This is a genomic window from Streptomyces sp. NPDC004539, from assembly GCF_040610055.1.
Lineage (GTDB): Bacteria > Actinomycetota > Actinomycetes > Streptomycetales > Streptomycetaceae > Streptomyces.
This window is the reverse complement of the sequence record NZ_JBEXLS010000004.1, coordinates 245,486-261,318: the sequence shown is the minus strand read 5'-3', so window position 1 is coordinate 261,318 and position 15,833 is coordinate 245,486. Positions and strand designations below refer to the sequence as shown.

The following is a 15,833-nucleotide window of genomic DNA, read 5'->3' as shown; positions in this document are numbered from 1 at the left end:
CGAAACCAGCGCCATGTCGATCGACGTCAACAACGAGTCCGGAACCGAGGTCGACGAGCAGGCGATCCTCGACATCGCCCGCTACGCGCTGGCCCGGATGCGGATTCACCCGCTGTCCGAGCTGTCGGTGATCGTCGTGGACGCCGACGCGATGGAGCAGCTCCACATCCAGTGGATGGACCTGCCCGGACCGACGGACGTGATGTCGTTCCCCATGGACGAGCTGCGTCCGCCGAGCAAGGACGACGAGGAGCCCCCGCAGGGCCTCCTCGGTGACATCGTGCTCTGCCCGGAGGTCGCGAAGAAGCAGGGGGACGAGGCGCCCACCCGGCACTCCATGGACGAGGAGCTCCAGCTCCTCACCGTCCATGGAGTGCTGCACCTGCTGGGCTACGACCACGAGGAGCCCGACGAGAAGGCCGAGATGTTCGGCCTCCAGGCGGCGATCGTGGACGGCTGGCGGTCGGAGAAGGGCCTCACGGGCCCCTCGCCCGCGCCGACCGTCTCATGACCGCCCAGCTCGTCGCGGGTGCCGTCGCCCTGGTCGTCGTCGCCTGGCTCGCCGCCTGCGCGGAGGCGGGCCTCGCGCGCGTGTCCAGCTTCCGGGCCGAGGAGGCCGTCAAGTCGGGCCGCCGGGGCAGCGCGGGCCTCGCGCAGGTCGCGGCCGACCCGACCCGCTATCTGAACGTCGCGCTGCTGGTCCGGGTGGCCTGCGAGATGGCCGCCGCCGCGCTCGTGACGTACGCCTGCCTCCAGGAGTTCGCCGAGACCTGGGCGGCGCTGCTGACCGCGATCGGCGTGATGGTCCTCGTCTCGTACGTCGCGGTCGGCGTCTCCCCGCGCACGATCGGCCGCCAGCACCCGCTGAACACGGCCACGGCGGCGGCGTACGTCCTGCTGCCGCTGGCCAGGATCATGGGCCCGATCCCCAGCCTGCTGATCCTCATCGGCAACGCCCTCACCCCCGGCAAGGGCTTCCGGCGCGGCCCGTTCGCCTCCGAGGCGGAGCTGCGCGCGCTGGTCGACCTCGCGGAGAAGGAGTCGCTCATCGAGGACGACGAGCGCCGGATGGTGCACTCCGTCTTCGAGCTGGGCGACACCCTCGTACGCGAGGTCATGGTCCCGAGGACCGACCTCGTGGTCATCGAGCGGTACAAGACGATCCGTCAGGCGCTGACCCTGGCGCTGAGGTCGGGGTTCTCCCGGATACCGGTCACGGGGGAGAGCGAGGACGACATCGTCGGCATCGTCTACCTCAAGGACCTGGTCCGCAAGACGCACATCAGCCGCGAGACCGAGTCCGACCTCGTCTCGACGGCGATGCGCCCGGCCGCCTTCGTCCCCGACACGAAGAACGCGGGCGACCTGCTGCGCGAGATGCAGCAGGACCGCAACCACGTCGCCGTCGTCATCGACGAGTACGGCGGCACGGCCGGGATCGTCACCATCGAGGACATCCTGGAGGAGATCGTCGGCGAGATCACCGACGAGTACGACCGTGAACTCCCCCCGGTGGAGGACCTGGGCGACGACCGCCACCGCGTCACCGCGCGCCTCGACATCACCGACCTGGGCGAGCTGTACGGCCTGGAGGAGTACGACGACGAGGACGTCGAGACGGTCGGCGGGCTCCTCGCGAAGGCGCTGGGCCGGGTGCCGATCGCCGGTGCCTCCGCGGTCGTACGCCTTCCGGACGACCGGACGCTGCGGCTGACCGCCGAGGCCGCCGCCGGGCGCCGGAACAAGATCGTGACGGTGCTGGTGGAGCCCGTGGGGGAAGACCCCGAGAAGGAGTCGGCGTGAATCCCGGTCGACTCCGGTCCCTGTGCCTGTCGTTCAACGCCGCCGTCGAGGACTTCCCGTTCTCCCCGGAGATCACCGTCTTCAAGGTCTGCGGCAAGATGTTCGCGCTGTCCTGGATCGACGCGGAGCCGCTGAAGGTCAACCTGAAGTGTGACCCCGACGACGCGGTACGCCTCCGGGGGGAGTACCCAGGTCTCATCACTCCCGGGTATCACATGAACAAGCGGCACTGGAACACGGTCGATCTCACGGGCGGGCTTCCGGACCGGCTGGTGCGGGAGCTGGTCGAGGACTCGTACGACCTTGTCGTCGCCGGTCTGCCGAGGGCGGAGCGGCTGCGGCTGGACCGGGCGTAGGGGGCGCGAGGGTCGGTGTGATAATCACCCTCGCGATCCCGCCATGATCCCCGGAACCACCCGGAGGCCCTTGTGCCCGCCCTGTACGACTTCGCCACCTGGGCCCCGCTGCTGAAACTGGTCCGGGAGAGCAACGCGCAGGCCCTCGCCGCCCCCGGCGGCTACGCGCAGGGCGATGTGGGCCAGGGCTCGTGGAGCGTGCCGGTGCGCCGGGTCTCGCCGCCGCGCGGTCAGGCCGCCCAGCTGTCGGACATGCAGGAGGAGTGGGACGCCGTCGAGCTGCTGCGCGGCGCGCTCGTCGAGGCGGGTGTCGAGCGGGTGCCGTTCGTCGTCGAGTGCACGCCCCAAGGGGCCGCGACGCTACGGCTGTTCGGTCCGCACCCGGACGTCGAAGCCGGTTACGACGGCCCGCACGGCGGCGCCCTGATCCTCGCCGACGACGCCGTCCCCGAGCCCTGGCGCAGGCTGCCCGAGCCGGTGTTGGACGCGGTGCGGTCGCCTTCGGCGGACGCTGGGGAGTTGGAGCGGGTGCTGAGGGAGCGGTTGCCCGACGCGATCGGGGTTACCGAGGAGGAGATCGTGGCCGCCGAGGTGCGGCTCGGGATCACCCTTCCGGAGGAGGTGAAGGCCCTCTACAGGGTGACGCGGGCGAGGTGGGAGGACTGGAGTACGGACGACGACTTCGCGGCGTCCCGGCACCATTCCGAGTCGGTCGGCTTCGAACTCTTCGGGCTGGAGCATGTGTTCGTCGCCGAGCCGGACAACCGGGCGACTCCGTGGGAGTTCGCGGCGATGGAGGCGGTCGCGACCAGGCCCGACGACTCCGTGCAGAGGATCGTCGGCTCGCCGGGGTGGATCACCATCGGGGACAGCGGCGGGGGCGACGGGATCGTCGTCGACCTGACGCCCGGGCCGTGCGGTCATCTGGGGCAGGTCATCCTTTTGAGCCACGAGGAGGACATCGGCGGGGTGCTGCTCGCCGACTCCCTCACCGAGCTGATCGTGAACGGTGAGCGAGAGGAGGAGTACCGAGAGCGAGAGGAACTGCCCGAGGTCGCCCGGATCAACGAGTTCGCCGGGAGGAGCGTCGAGGCTGTCGCCCACCCGGCGCTCGAAGTACTCTCCCTCGGCGTGTGGGACGGCGAGCCGTTCAGCCTCGCCCCCGTGACCGGCCTCCCGCGCCTGCGTACCCTCACGGCCTACCCGGGTACCCTCGCCGACCCTCTGGAGATCGCCGGCCTGAGCGCCCTGGAGTACCTTCGCCTCCCCTACGAGGAGTGGCGCACCCTCCTGGACGCGGACGCGGTCCCGCGTGGTCTGCTGGCCGCGTCCATCGAGACGAGTGGCGGCGGCCCGGACCACCACCCCCTGGCCCTCGTAGCCCTCACGTACGAGATCCTCAGCCTCTTCGGCCGCTCCGCGATCCCTGTGACGGTGCTGGAGGGCGACCTCGGCCCGGCTCCGGACTGAGCCGCACCTTCTACCGGGGAGCCACCCCGCCTACCCCGCTCGTATGCTCTCACCATGACCGACACCACCTCCCTCGGCCCCGAGGACCGCAAGATCGTCACCCTGGCCCGTTCCGCGCGGGCCCGTAACGGGGTTCCGGAGGGGGCCGCCGTGCGGGACGAGACGGGGCGTACGTACGTGGCGGCGACGGTGGAGCTCCCGTCGCTCAGGCTCAGCGCGCTGCGTACGGCGGTGGCGATGGCGGTGGCGTCGGGCGCGGAGTCGCTGGAGGCGGCGGCTGTCGTGACCGCCGGGGAGGGCGTGCCGGAGGAGGATCTGGCCGCCGTTCGCGATCTCGGGGGTGCGGGGACGCCGGTGTGGGTGGCGGGCCCGGACGGCACGGTCCGGGAGACTCTCGCCGTTGGCTGAAAAGGGGCCTTGCCCTCGTCCGCCTCTCACGCATCAATGGAGCCGTTGATTCCGACGGGCCGTCAGATTTCCCCACCGGGGCCGGAGTCCGCACCCTCCCGCCCCGATTCGGCCGTCCGTCCTCCCCAGACTCCGGGAAGGAGCCGGCAACCCCATGAGAGGCAAGCGAATCGGATCAGGTGCGGCAATGCTGGCCGGGGCCCTAGCGGTCACCGGGCTCGCGCTCGCCCCCACCGCCGCCGCCGTCACCCCGACGACGGCCACGTTCACCGCCAGCTGCGGCATCTTCGGCGGCGGTGCGGCGACCCTGACGGCGACCCAGACTGGCACCGCCGCCACCCTCAAGCTCTCCACCACCGCGGTCAAGGCGCCGCTCGCGATCGGCGCCAACACCATCAACTCCACGCTCACGATGGTGAATTCGGCGGGTCCGAACCGGGTCTTCACCGGTACGGTCAACCCGGCGATGGCCATCAACGACCCGATCACCGTAGGCCCGTTGAACGGCACGGTCGCCTCCGGCGACACGCTGGACATCTACAACGGCGGCCTCGTGATGGTCGTCTTCGGCATCACCGTCACCTGTACGGCGACCGGACCGCAGACCCCGGCGTTCGTCTACGACTGAGCCGACGGCCGGATCTCTGCGTTCGCGAAGTGAGTTGACGGTCAGTCAGTTCCGGAGCTGACTGCCCGTCAGCTTTGTCCGTCGAGTCCATTGACTTCTTCACCCGCCTCCACGTCAATGCCCCCTGTCGGCGCAGAAGAGCCGCTGCGCCTTCACCCCAAGAGAAGGAGGGGGCACCCATGGGTTCCACACCCACTCGAAGACGGCGCCTGGTCTCGCTGCTCGGGACGGCCGTCCTCGCGGTCGGCGCGGGCGGGGCGCTCGCCTGTCCGGCGCAGGCCGCGACGAACGTGGACTACGCCACGCACTGCGTCCCGCCGCCCATCGCCGGACTCCCGCCGATCGACGGCACCACCACCGCGAAGATCACCGCCGACAACACGTCGCCCAAGGTCGGCGACACCGTCAACATCACCTACACGGTCGTCACCCCGGCGGCCGGCAACCCCACCGACCTCGCCCTGCCGGCCGACATCATGACCCCGACCGGGAAGGTCACCCTCGGCGGTGCCCAGACCGGGAGCGTCACGGTCGCCGGGCCCAAGAAGAACGACCCGGTGCCCGGCCGGGCGCCCTTCCCGTCGTTCTCCATGACCGGGTCGTTCACCGTGACCGCGCCCGGCGCGATCACCCTCTCGCCCGGTGACTACAACATCCACACCAGCTACATCCTGGAGCTGGACACCCCCTGCACCGTCACCAACCCGCCCGCGCCGGTCTCGGAGACGGTCACCGCGACGTCGAACCCGCCTGCCAACACCCGGACGATCAGCCTGGGTTCGGCATCGGGCGCACCGGGTGCGGCGGTCACCGTCAGCGGCAGCAACTTCACCGCGGGCGCGACCGTCACGCTGGCCGGGCGCGCGGGGGCGAACCAGACGCAGGACACGGCTACGGTCACCGCCAACTCCAGTGGCGCGATCAGTGGTTCGCTCACCGTCAACGATCTCACCACCACCGGGATCGTCGCCTATGAAGGCAGCGCGTGGAGCGACACCCAGGGGGCCGGACCGGCCGCCTACGTCGTCATCAACGACACGCCCGTACCGCCGGGCAGCCAGAAGGTGACGGCCACCGTCAAGGCCGGGACGCTCTCCATGTCCCAGGCCGGCGATTCGGTCGCGCTCTCCGCCGTCGACTTCGGCAGCGGCAACGCGTCCACCGGCGCGCTCCAGGCCGTCACCGTCAAGGACTTCCGCGGCGGGCCCGCGGGCTGGTCCCTGACGGGCAAGGTCACCGACTTCACCGGGCCCGGCGCCAAGATCGCGGCGGACAAGCTGAGTTGGACACCGGCGTGCACGACCAAGGCGGGCTCGCCGAGCACCTGCCAGGCGGGCAGCGCGGGTTCCGTCGGCAGCGCGGGGGCCACCCTCGCGTCCACGCCCGACGGGACCGGAGCGGGCGGCGAGTTCACGGCGGGCGCGCAACTCTCCCTCGACGTACCGGCGTTCACGCCTCCGGGCAGCTACGCCGGCGTCCTCACCCTGACGCTGACCTGAGCGCCGGGGCCTAGACGGTTGGGCGTCCACCCCACTGGGTCCGCATCCGCCCAGCCGTCCAACAGCCCTTCGTTCCAGGGGAGTTCGTCATATGCGGAAGCTGTACGGGCTGGTCCCGCTGTTCGTGCTCCTGTTGTTCTCGCCGGCCCCGGCTCGGGCCGCCGACAACGGGAGCTGGTCCGTCTATCCCGCGTCCACGGCCGTCTCCGCGCGGCCGTACTTCTTCGTCTCCGCCGATCCCGGGCACACCGTCCGGGACAGGGTCGTCGTCGCCAACAAGACCGACCAGCCCATGACGTTCCGGCTCTACGCGGCCGACGCGTACAACACCGCCCGCGACGGGGGCTTCGCCGTGAAGTCGGCCGGCGAGAAGATGTCCGGGGTCGGCTCCTGGGCCAGGCTCCCCGAGAACTCGGTCACCGTACCGGCGCGGGGGACCGTCACCGTGCCGTTCACCATCGACGTGCCCGAAGGGGCCGAGCCCGGTGACCATCCCGGGGCGATCGTCGCGCTCGACGAGAAGGTCGAGAAGGGTGGGGGAGGGGTTGCCCTAGGGGTCCAACGGGCGGTCGGCGCGAGGGTGTACTTGCAGGTGACGGGTCCTTCGCTGCCCGCGCTCGCGGTGGAGGACGTCCAGATCGCTCAACACCGCCCGCTCGTCCCGGGCTTCGGCGACAGCACGGCCACCGTCTCCTACACCCTCCACAACACCGGCAACGTCACCCTCGATCCCCGGGTGAAGCTGAAGGCGACGGGACTGTTCGGCCGCACCCTGCTGAACCGCGAACTGACCAAGGTGCCCGCGGAGTTGCTACCGGGGCAGAAAGTCCGGCTGACGGAACGCTGGGGTGCTGCTCCGCAGTTGGACCGGGGGAAGGTGACGCTGACGGCGAGCGCGACGGGCACGGAGGAGAAGGCGAGCGCGTCGTTCTTGGCGGTGCCGTGGGCTGCCGCGGCAGTACTGGTGGGGGCCATTGTGGGAGCCGGGGTGCTGCTCAAATGGCGGCGCAGCCGCCCCCTGGGGGCGCGGGGAACTGCGCGACCAGCCACAGTGGAGCCGCAGAAGGCCGTCTAGCTGGTGCGGCACCGTCGTGGCTTGTCGCGCAGTTCCCCGCGCCCCTAAAAGACAAAAGACAGAAAGACAAAAGACAAAAGACCGAGCGGCAACCGGCGTTGGTACCTACAGCGCGTCCGGGCCCCGTTCCCCCGTCCGTACCCTCACCACCGTCTCCACCGGCACCGCCCACACCTTCCCGTCCCCGATCTTCCCCGTCTGCGCGGCCTTGACGATCGCCTCGATCGCCGGCTCCACGTCCGCGTCCTCGACGACCGTCTCGATGCGGACCTTGGGGACGAGGTCGATCTGGTACTCGGCGCCCCGGTACACCTCCGTGTGGCCGCGCTGGCGGCCGTATCCGCTGGCCTCGGTCACGGTCAGGCCGTGGATGCCGAGTTCCTGGAGGGCCGTCTTGACCGCGTCGAGGCGGTACGGCTTGACGATCGCGGTGATGAGCTTCATGCGGGCGGCGTCACCTTCTGGGTGGAGGGGAGGACGGAGTGGGAGACGGGGGCGCCGTGCCCCAGGACGCCGTGATCGTATGCGGTCTCGGCGTGCACCGTAAGGTCCAGCCCGGTGTGCTCGTGGTCCTCGTCGGCCCGGAACCCCATGACCTTGTCGATCAGCTTGCCGATCCCGTACGTCATACCGAAGGCGTAGACGGCGACGACCACGATCGCGAGGGCCTGCTTCCCGAGCTGGCTCACGCCACCCCCGTACAGGAGACCCGTAGTACCCCCGGTCATCTCGCTCGCGGCGAAGACGCCGATCAGGAGCGTCCCGATGACCCCGCCGACGAGGTGGACGCCGACGACGTCGAGGGAGTCGTCGTAGTTCAGCTTGAACTTCCAGCCCACGGCGTACGAGCAGACGACACCGGCGGCCAGCCCGATGACCAGCGCGCCCAGCAGCGAGACGGACCCGCAGGACGGGGTGATCGCGACGAGCCCGGCGACCGCGCCGGACGCCGCGCCCAGCGTCGTCGGGTGGCCGTCACGCTTCTGTTCGACGAAGAGCCAGCCCAGCAGCCCGGTGCAGCCGGCGGCCATGGTGTTGAGGAACGCGGCGGCGGCGAGCCCGTTCGCACCGAGCGCGGACCCCGCGTTGAACCCGAACCAGCCGAACCAGAGGAGACCTGCGCCGAGGACGACCATGGGAAGGTTGTGCGGGCGCATCGCGTCGCGCTTGAACCCCAGGCGCGGTCCGACGACGATCGCGAGGGCCAGCCCGGACGCGCCCGAGGTGATCTCCACCGGCAGTCCGCCCGCGAAATCCAGCGCCCCCAGCTTCTCCAGAATCCAGCCGCCGGGCCCCCAGACCCAGTGCGCGACCGGAACGTATACGAGGAGCGTCCACAGGGGGACGAAGACCAGCCACGCCCCGAACTTCGCCCGGTCCGCGATCGCCCCGCTGACCAGCGCGGCCGTGATGATCGCGAAGGTCAGCTGGAAGGTGGCGAACAGCAGGGTCGGTACGGTGCCCTGGACGCTGTCCGGGGTGATCCCGGCCATCCCGGCGTGTGCGAGGTCGCCGATCAGGCCGGCGCCGGCGTCGTCGCCGAAGACCAGGGAGTAGCCGGCGGCCAGCCAGACGACCGTCACCAGGGCGATCGACACGAAACTCATCATGAGCATGTTGAGGACGCTCTTCGTGCGGACCATGCCGCCGTAGAAGAGGGCCAGGCCCGGGGTCATCAGCAGGACGAGGGCGGTCGCGGCGAGCAGCCAGGCGGTGTCGCCGGTGTTCACCTGTGCGGCGGCGAGGGGCACGGGGGTCTCCAACGGGGTCGGGGCTCGTCAGAGGTTCACCGGTGCTGGTTTCCGGTCGCGTACGGTCGTGTTTCGGCTGCGTTTCGTTGCGTGCGGGTTTCCGGAAACTCACCGCGGGGTCACTCGTGGGGGGTCCGGCCGTTCGTGTGTGCGGCGGGGCTTCGAGGATCAGGGAGAATGGGGGCATGAGCGTTCGTTCCCAGTCATCCTCGCCGTCCGAGAAGTCGGGCGGCGCCGCCCACCGTGCGGGCTTCGCGTGCTTCGTGGGGCGTCCCAACGCGGGCAAGTCCACCCTCACGAACGCTCTCGTCGGCAAGAAGGTGGCGATCACCTCCAACCGGCCGCAGACGACCCGGCACACGGTGCGCGGCATCGTCCACCGCGCGGACGCGCAGCTGATCCTCGTCGACACCCCTGGCCTGCACAAACCGCGCACGCTGCTGGGCGAGCGGCTCAACGACGTGGTGCGCACGACGTGGGCCGAGGTCGACGTCATCGGGTTCTGCCTCCCCGCGAACGAGAAGCTCGGCCCGGGTGACCGGTTCATCGCCAAGGAGCTGGCCGGGATCAAGCGCACGCCGAAGGTCGCGGTCGTCACGAAGACCGACCTCGTCGACTCCAAGGCCCTCGCCGAGCAGCTCATCGCGATCGACCAGCTCGGCAAGGAGCTGGGCATCGAGTGGGCGCAGATCGTGCCGGTGTCGGCGGTCGCCGGCAAGCAGGTCGAGCTGCTCGCCGACCTCCTCGCGCCGATGATGCCGCAGAGCCCGCCGCTGTACCCCGAGGGCGACCTGACGGACGAGCCCGAGCAGGTCATGGTCGCCGAGCTGATCCGCGAGGCCGCCCTGGAGGGCGTCCGCGACGAGCTGCCGCACTCCATCGCCGTCGTCGTCGAGGAGATGCTCCCCCGCGAGGACCGCCCCGCGGACAAGCCCCTCCTCGACATCCACGCGAACATCTACATCGAGCGCTCCAGCCAGAAGGGCATCATCATCGGCCCCCAGGGCCGCCGCCTGAAGGACGTCGGCATCAAGTCCCGCAAACAGATCGAGGCCCTCCTCGGCACCCCAGTCTTCTTGGACCTGCACGTGAAGGTCGCGAAGGACTGGCAGCGGGACCCGAAGCAGCTCCGGAAGCTGGGCTTCTAGCTCCTGAGTACTACGGGTCCCCGGGAGCGCGTCAGCGCTGCGCCCGTAGTACCTCCCGGTACCACGCGTACGACGCCTTCGGCGTCCTCTTCTGCGTCTCGAAGTCGACGTGGACCAGCCCGAAGCGCCGCGCGTACCCCTCAGCCCACTCGAAGTTGTCGAGGAGGGACCAGACGAAGTAGCCGCGGACGTCGACGCCCGCTTCCAGGGCCTGGTGGAGGGCCTGGAGGTGGGTGGCGTGGTAGGCGATGCGGGACTGGTCGTCGAGGCCCTCGTAGGAGCAGCCGTTCTCGGTGATGACGACCGGGGGGAGCTTGTCGGCGTAGCGGGACCTGAACGTCGTCAGGAGTTCCGTGAGCCCCTCGGGGACGACCGGCCAGCCGAAGTCCGTCGTCGGGACGCCCTCGATCTCCCGTACGGAGAAGGGGAGTTCGGCCGGCATCGAGACACCGCCGAAGGTGATCTCCTCGCCCTGGGGGGCGCCGACGCGGGTGGGGGCGTAGTAGTTGATCCCGTACCAGTCGATCGGTTCGGAGATCGTCTTCAGGTCGGCCGCCACGTCGCCCGGCATCAACTCGCCCAGCCCGTCCGGGTACTCGCCCAGCAGGACCGGCTCCACGAAGAGGCGGTTCAGGAGCGTGTCGTAGAAGGCCGCCGCCTCGATGTCGGCCTGCTCCTCGGACGCCGGCCAGACCGGGCCGTGGGAGTTGGTGATCGCGATGTCCGTCGCGCCGGCCGCGCGCAGGGCCTGGACGGTGAGGCCGTGGGCCAGGAGCTGGTGGTGGGCGACGGGGAGCGCGTCGAAGAGGAGCTGCCTGCCGGGGGCGTGCGTGCCGAGCGCGTGGCCGAGCAGGGTGTGTTCGGCGGGCTCGTTGAGGGTGATCCACTTCTGGACGCGGTCCCCGAGGCGGGCGGCGACGACGGCGGCGTGCTCCGCGAGGCGGGACGCCGTGTCGCGCTCCAGCCAGTCGAGGCCGACGGGGAGGTCCCAGTGGAAGAGCGTGGGGAGCGGGCGGATGCCGGCCGCGAGGAGTTCGTCCACCAGCCGGTCGTAGAAGTCCAGCCCCTCCGGGGCCTGCACGCGCGGCCAGGAGACCGAGAAGCGGTACGCGTCCACCCCGAGCCCCGCGAGCAGCGAGACGTCCTCCCGGTACCGGTTGACGTGATCGCAGGCGACCTCGGCCGTCGAACCGTCCTTCACCTTCCCCGGCTCCCCGGAGAACGCGTCCCACACCGACGGCCCACGCCCGGCGGCCCCCTCGATCTGGTGCGCCGAGGTCGACACACCCCAGAGGAAGTCCGCCGGGAACTGGGGGATCGGATTACCCACGTCAATCGCCATGCGCGGATCATCCGTACCGACGGGTAGCGAAGTCAACGCCCCGATGACATCCGGCTGTTCAGGCCCCCTCCTTCAACACCCGCGAGACCAGCGTCCGCTGCTCCTCGGTGAGCCTCGGGTCCGCCGCGTACACGGTTGTGCCGTCCACCGTGATCTCGTAGCCGAACCCGTCCGGGACGCCCGCCGGCCGGGCCGTGGCGGCCCCGGCGAGCGCCTGCCGGGCGAGGGACTGCCACTCGGCCGCGTCGGGGCGGCCGGTGGTGTCGAGGGAGGCGTGCCGTTCGATGCCGGCGAACCCGCCCGTGCGCCGTACCTGAATACGCATGGGTCCCTGTCTAGTACAGAACTCAGCTGGTGGGCACCCCGACCTGCTGCCAGGCTTCGACGACGGCCTTGTCGACCTCGCCCTCGCCGTAGCGGGCCCTGGCCGCCGCGATCGTGAGCTTCGCGAAGTCCACGAAGCGCGCGTCGGTCTCCAGCTCGCCGCCGGTCAGCACGTCGTACCAGACCTGCCCGGCCTTCTCCCAGGCGTTGCCGCCGAGTTTGGTCGCGAGGAGGTAGAACGCGTGGTTGGGGATGCCGGAGTTGATGTGGACGCCGCCGTTGTCGCGGCTCGTCTTGACGTAGTGGTCCATGTGGCCGGGCTGCGGGTCCTTGCCGAGGACGTCGTCGTCGTACGCGGTGCCCGGCTCCTTCATCGAGCGCAGGGCCGTGCCGTGGTCGATCGCGGGGCCGAGGAGGCCGGCGCCGATCAGCCAGTCGGCGTCGGCGGCGGACTGGCCGAGGGCGTACTGCTTGATGAGGGAGCCGAAGACGTCCGACACCGACTCGTTGAGCGCCCCCGACTGGGCGTAGTACTCAAGGTTGGCGGTGTACTGGGTGACGCCGTGGGTCAGCTCGTGGCCGATGACGTCGACCGGGATGGTGAAGTCGAGGAACAGCTCGCCGTCGCCGTCCCCGAACACCATCTGCTGGCCGTCCCAGAAGGCGTTGTCGTAGTCCCGGTCGTAGTGCACGGTCGCGTCGAGGGCGAGCCCGCTGCCGTCGATGGAGTCACGGCCGTACGCGTTCAGGTACAGGTCGAACGTCGCGCCGAGCCCGGCGTGCGCGCGGTTGACGGTGGCGTCCTTGGAGGGGCCGTCGTCCTCGCTGTGGACCTTCGTGCCGGGCAGGTCGGTGCCGTGCCCGGCGTCGTAGATCGTGCGCTTCGGCTTGCCGGTGCCGGTCGTGGGCGCGGCGGCGAGGGGGCGCACGGTGGTGATCCGGCGGCGGGTGCGCTGGAGGGCGTCGCGCTCCAGCGTGCGGGCGACCCGGTCGGCGACGGACGCGTCCTCGTGGCGGGCCACGTGGTCCAGGACGTGCGGCGGGATGATGGTGCAGAAGACGGGCTCGAAGCCCCCGTGGTGAGTCATGACCGGCACCTTGGCACTGAGTCACTCGGCTGTCACTACCCGCAACCATGATTGGTGAAATACGCGGACATACAGCCTTGATCCATACCGTTGTGTGGTACGGCGCACGTTTCGTCCCGTTCGTCCCACCGGTCCCGCATACTGGGACGGAGCCGCGCCCCACCGGCGCCTCGGCTAGAGTGCGGAGCACTATGCGTTTCGGGCTGCTTCTCCTTAGCTGCCGCGGCGAGGGCCTGTAGAGAAGGCCGACTCCCTCCCCGCGGTGCTCTGGCGTTGCGTGTCGGCCGGTCATCCGGACCCACTGAGGAGCCTGAAGCCCCATGGCGAACCGCCAGCAGCCCAGCCAGATGCCGATCCACAAGTACGGGCAGTACGACCAGGTCGACATCCCCGACCGCACCTGGCCCCAGAAGCGGATCACCACCGCCCCCCGCTGGCTCTCCACCGACCTGCGTGACGGCAACCAGGCCCTGATCGACCCGATGTCGCCCGAGCGCAAGCGCCGGATGTTCGACCAGCTGGTCAAGATGGGCTACAAGGAGATCGAGGTCGGCTTCCCGGCCTCCGGACAGACCGACTTCGACTTCGTGCGCTCGATCATCGAGGAAGAGGGCGCGATCCCGGACGACGTGACGATCTCCGTACTGACCCAGGCCCGCGAGGACCTGATCGAGCGGACCGTCGAGTCCCTGAAGGGCGCGCGGCGCGCGACCGTCCACCTGTACAACGCGACCGCCCCTGTCTTCCGCCGGGTCGTCTTCCGCGGCTCCAAGGACGACATCAAGCAGATCGCCGTCGACGGCACCCGCCTGGTGATGGAGTACGCCGAGAAACTGCTGGGCCCCGAGACCGAGTTCGGCTACCAGTACTCCCCGGAGATCTTCACCGACACCGAGCTGGACTTCGCGCTGGAGGTCTGCGAGGCGGTGATGGACGTCTACCAGCCCGGCCCGGGCCGCGAGATCATCCTCAACCTGCCCGCCACCGTGGAGCGTTCGACCCCCTCCACGCACGCCGACCGCTTCGAGTGGATGGGCCGCAACATCTCCCGCCGCGAGCACGTCGTGCTCTCCGTCCACCCCCACAACGACCGGGGTACGGCCGTGGCGGCGGCCGAACTGGCGCTGATGGCCGGCGCCGACCGCATCGAGGGCTGCCTCTTCGGGCAGGGCGAGCGCACCGGCAACGTCGACCTGGTCACCCTGGGCATGAACCTCTTCTCCCAGGGCGTCGACCCGCAGATCGACTTCTCCGACATCGACGAGATCCGTCGTACGTGGGAGTACTGCAACCAGATGGAGGTCCACCCGCGCCACCCGTACGTGGGCGACCTGGTCTACACGTCCTTCTCCGGCTCCCACCAGGACGCCATCAAGAAGGGCTTCGACGCGATGGAGGCGGACGCCGCCGCCAAGGGCGTCACCGTCGACGACATCGAGTGGGCCGTGCCGTACCTGCCCATCGACCCGAAGGACGTGGGGCGCTCCTACGAGGCCGTCATCCGCGTCAACTCGCAGTCCGGCAAGGGCGGGATCGCGTACGTCCTGAAGAACGACCACAAGCTGGACCTGCCGCGCCGGATGCAGATCGAGTTCTCGAAGCTGATCCAGGCCAAGACCGATGCCGAGGGCGGCGAGGTCACCGGCTCGGACATCTGGTCCGTCTTCCGCGACGAGTACCTGCCCAACCCCGAGAACCCGTGGGGCCGGATGCAGCTCAAGGCGGGCCAGTCGACCACCGACAAGGACGGCGTGGACACGCTGACCGTCGAGGCCGAGGTCGACGGCACGGAGATGACGCTGGTCGGCACCGGCAACGGTCCGATCTCGGCCTTCTTCCACGCGCTCCAGGGCATCGGCATCGACGTACGCCTGCTGGACTACCAGGAGCACACGATGAGCGAGGGCGCGTCCGCGCAGGCCGCCTCCTACATCGAGTGCGCCGTCGGTGACAAGGTCCTGTGGGGCATCGGTATCGACGCGAACACGACCCGCGCCTCCCTGAAGGCGGTCGTCTCCGCCGTCAACCGCGCGACGCGCTGACTCACCCGTCCGTGCGAGGGGCCCCGGCCGTCGGGTACGACGGCCGGGGCCCCGTCGTATATCGGCCATCCCCGGGTGCAGATCACGAGGAGGTCTCGTCCAAGGTGCTGACTGGACCTCCCTGGTGTGGCTAACATCACGCAGACGTGGCGATGGGGCCGCGTCGGTGACGGAGGTGGGACGTGCTGCCAGGACCGGGACGAGACAGCCGATCCACCGGGGTTGCCCGCATCCTGGGTGTACGGACCGCGTGGACGCCCGTCGGGGACGGGGAGTTCTTCTGTCCCGGGTGCGGGGGCGACCGCAACTACCAGCGGCTGACCGGGCGCCGGCGGTTCACATGCCTGGGGGTACCCGTACTACCCAGGGGTGAGACCGGGCCCGTCGTCGAGTGCGCGGCCTGCCGGCGGCACTTCCCCACGGACGTCCTCGAACACCCCACCACCACCCGCTTCTCCGCGATGCTCCGCGACGCCGTCCACACCGTCGCCCTCGCGGTGCTCACGGCGGGCGGGACGTCGTCCCGTACGGCCCTGGAGACGGCCACCGCGGCCGTGCGGGCCGCCGGGTTCCAGGACTGCACGGGGGAGCAGCTCGTCGCGCTCGTGGAGGCGGTCGCGGCGGACACGGGGCGGGCGTACGGGACGCCCTGCGGGCCCGGGCTGGCCATAGAGCTGCATGAGGCGCTGGACCCGCTGGCGCCGCATCTCGCCGCCGTGGGGCGGGAGTCGATCCTGCTCCAGGGGGCGCGGATCGCTCTCGCGGACGGGCCCTACACGCCGGCCGAGCGGGAGACTCTGGCGACCGTGGGGGTGGCGTTGACGATCGGGGCGGAGGATGTGACGCGGTTGCTGGCGGCGGCGCGGACGCCGTCCTGAGGGTGCGGGTATCAGGGGTAT

At 70.3% G+C, this 15,833-nt stretch carries 16 protein-coding genes; 11 read left to right on the top strand and 5 right to left on the bottom strand.

From position 1 onward, the window contains the following. Positions 1-13: 13 nt before the first annotated feature. The 8 genes from ybeY to ABZX85_RS10615 all read left to right on the top strand — a co-directional run bounded on the left by ybeY (position 14) and on the right by ABZX85_RS10615 (position 7,239). Positions 14-511: an rRNA maturation RNase YbeY gene (gene ybeY, locus ABZX85_RS10650; RefSeq protein WP_355864750.1), complete on the top strand. Its 498-nt coding sequence runs from the start codon at positions 14-16 to the stop codon at positions 509-511. After that, positions 508-1,803 carry a hemolysin family protein gene (locus tag ABZX85_RS10645; RefSeq protein WP_355864748.1) on the top strand — a complete coding sequence of 432 codons (1,296 nt, stop codon included), beginning with the start codon at positions 508-510 and terminating at the stop codon, positions 1,801-1,803. The genes ybeY and ABZX85_RS10645 overlap by 4 nt, the downstream gene beginning before the upstream one ends. Beyond that, positions 1,800-2,159, top strand: coding sequence for an MmcQ/YjbR family DNA-binding protein (locus ABZX85_RS10640; protein ID WP_355864745.1), 360 nt, complete (start codon positions 1,800-1,802; stop codon positions 2,157-2,159). Before ABZX85_RS10645 ends, ABZX85_RS10640 begins: the two co-directional genes overlap by 4 nt. Before the next feature lie 72 nt (positions 2,160-2,231). Beyond that, complete coding sequence (locus ABZX85_RS10635) at positions 2,232-3,629, top strand: SMI1/KNR4 family protein (RefSeq protein WP_355864742.1); 1,398 nt, start codon at positions 2,232-2,234, stop codon at positions 3,627-3,629. A gap of 54 nt (positions 3,630-3,683) precedes the next feature. After that, a complete protein-coding gene (locus ABZX85_RS10630; RefSeq protein ID WP_355864739.1) occupies positions 3,684-4,037 on the top strand; it encodes a cytidine deaminase in 354 nt (117 codons plus the stop codon). A 154-nt stretch (positions 4,038-4,191) separates the two neighbouring features. Next, on the top strand, positions 4,192-4,665 hold the full coding sequence (locus tag ABZX85_RS10625; RefSeq protein ID WP_355864736.1) for a hypothetical protein: 474 nt from the start codon (positions 4,192-4,194) through the stop codon (positions 4,663-4,665). Between the two features lie 179 nt (positions 4,666-4,844). Further along, positions 4,845-6,164, top strand: a complete 1,320-nt coding sequence (locus ABZX85_RS10620) for a beta-xylosidase (protein WP_355864733.1) — start codon at positions 4,845-4,847, stop codon at positions 6,162-6,164. Between the two features lie 91 nt (positions 6,165-6,255). Next, positions 6,256-7,239: a DUF916 domain-containing protein gene (locus ABZX85_RS10615; protein WP_355864730.1), complete on the top strand. Its 984-nt coding sequence runs from the start codon at positions 6,256-6,258 to the stop codon at positions 7,237-7,239. A gap of 105 nt (positions 7,240-7,344) precedes the next feature. Here the strand turns inward: ABZX85_RS10615 and ABZX85_RS10610 are convergent, their stop codons facing one another. Further along, on the bottom strand, positions 7,345-7,683 hold the full coding sequence (locus ABZX85_RS10610; RefSeq protein ID WP_355864727.1) for a P-II family nitrogen regulator: 339 nt from the start codon (positions 7,681-7,683) through the stop codon (positions 7,345-7,347). Continuing rightward, positions 7,680-8,990: an ammonium transporter gene (locus ABZX85_RS10605; RefSeq protein ID WP_355864724.1), complete on the bottom strand. Its 1,311-nt coding sequence runs from the start codon at positions 8,988-8,990 to the stop codon at positions 7,680-7,682. The genes ABZX85_RS10610 and ABZX85_RS10605 overlap by 4 nt, the downstream gene beginning before the upstream one ends. Positions 8,991-9,175: 185 nt before the next feature. On the opposite strand from ABZX85_RS10605, the gene era reads away from it, so the two are divergent. Further along, on the top strand, positions 9,176-10,138 hold the full coding sequence (gene era, locus ABZX85_RS10600) for a GTPase Era (protein ID WP_355864721.1): 963 nt from the start codon (positions 9,176-9,178) through the stop codon (positions 10,136-10,138). 31 nt (positions 10,139-10,169) lie between these two features. Here era and ABZX85_RS10595 read toward each other — a convergent pair whose 3' ends face one another. Genes ABZX85_RS10595 through ABZX85_RS10585 form a run of 3 tightly spaced genes read right to left on the bottom strand, consistent with a single transcriptional unit; the run spans position 10,170 to position 12,892 of the window. Next, a complete protein-coding gene (locus tag ABZX85_RS10595) occupies positions 10,170-11,480 on the bottom strand; it encodes a GH1 family beta-glucosidase (RefSeq protein ID WP_355864718.1) in 1,311 nt (436 codons plus the stop codon). 58 nt (positions 11,481-11,538) lie between these two features. Continuing rightward, a complete protein-coding gene (locus ABZX85_RS10590; RefSeq protein WP_355864715.1) occupies positions 11,539-11,805 on the bottom strand; it encodes a protealysin inhibitor emfourin in 267 nt (88 codons plus the stop codon). 22 nt (positions 11,806-11,827) lie between these two features. Further along, positions 11,828-12,892: a M4 family metallopeptidase gene (locus ABZX85_RS10585; RefSeq protein ID WP_355864712.1), complete on the bottom strand. Its 1,065-nt coding sequence runs from the start codon at positions 12,890-12,892 to the stop codon at positions 11,828-11,830. A 320-nt stretch (positions 12,893-13,212) separates the two neighbouring features. Between ABZX85_RS10585 and leuA the strand changes: the two genes are divergently transcribed. Together leuA and ABZX85_RS10575 are read left to right on the top strand one after the other, a co-directional pair. Continuing rightward, entirely contained in the window at positions 13,213-14,934 is a 1,722-nt protein-coding gene (gene leuA, locus ABZX85_RS10580) for a 2-isopropylmalate synthase (protein WP_355864710.1), read from the top strand. Positions 14,935-15,116: 182 nt separating this feature from the next. Continuing rightward, positions 15,117-15,812, top strand: a complete 696-nt coding sequence (locus ABZX85_RS10575; RefSeq protein ID WP_355864707.1) for a TerB family tellurite resistance protein — start codon at positions 15,117-15,119, stop codon at positions 15,810-15,812. The last annotated feature ends 21 nt before the right edge of the window (positions 15,813-15,833 follow it).

What these genes read in the sequence shown, in the direction of transcription:
- ybeY (WP_355864750.1), top strand. Translation starts at nt 14, where the DNA reads ATGTCGATCGACGTCAACAACGAGTCCGGAACCGAGGTCGACGAGCAG.
- ABZX85_RS10645 (WP_355864748.1), top strand. Translation starts at nt 508, where the DNA reads ATGACCGCCCAGCTCGTCGCGGGTGCCGTCGCCCTGGTCGTCGTCGCC.
- ABZX85_RS10630 (WP_355864739.1), top strand. Translation starts at nt 3,684, where the DNA reads ATGACCGACACCACCTCCCTCGGCCCCGAGGACCGCAAGATCGTCACC.
- ABZX85_RS10625 (WP_355864736.1), top strand. Translation starts at nt 4,192, where the DNA reads ATGAGAGGCAAGCGAATCGGATCAGGTGCGGCAATGCTGGCCGGGGCC.
- ABZX85_RS10620 (WP_355864733.1), top strand. Translation starts at nt 4,845, where the DNA reads ATGGGTTCCACACCCACTCGAAGACGGCGCCTGGTCTCGCTGCTCGGG.
- ABZX85_RS10615 (WP_355864730.1), top strand. Translation starts at nt 6,256, where the DNA reads ATGCGGAAGCTGTACGGGCTGGTCCCGCTGTTCGTGCTCCTGTTGTTC.
- ABZX85_RS10610 (WP_355864727.1), bottom strand. Translation starts at nt 7,683, where the DNA reads ATGAAGCTCATCACCGCGATCGTCAAGCCGTACCGCCTCGACGCGGTC.
- era (WP_355864721.1), top strand. Translation starts at nt 9,176, where the DNA reads ATGAGCGTTCGTTCCCAGTCATCCTCGCCGTCCGAGAAGTCGGGCGGC.
- ABZX85_RS10595 (WP_355864718.1), bottom strand. Translation starts at nt 11,480, where the DNA reads ATGGCGATTGACGTGGGTAATCCGATCCCCCAGTTCCCGGCGGACTTC.
- ABZX85_RS10590 (WP_355864715.1), bottom strand. Translation starts at nt 11,805, where the DNA reads ATGCGTATTCAGGTACGGCGCACGGGCGGGTTCGCCGGCATCGAACGG.
- ABZX85_RS10585 (WP_355864712.1), bottom strand. Translation starts at nt 12,892, where the DNA reads ATGACTCACCACGGGGGCTTCGAGCCCGTCTTCTGCACCATCATCCCG.
- leuA (WP_355864710.1), top strand. Translation starts at nt 13,213, where the DNA reads ATGGCGAACCGCCAGCAGCCCAGCCAGATGCCGATCCACAAGTACGGG.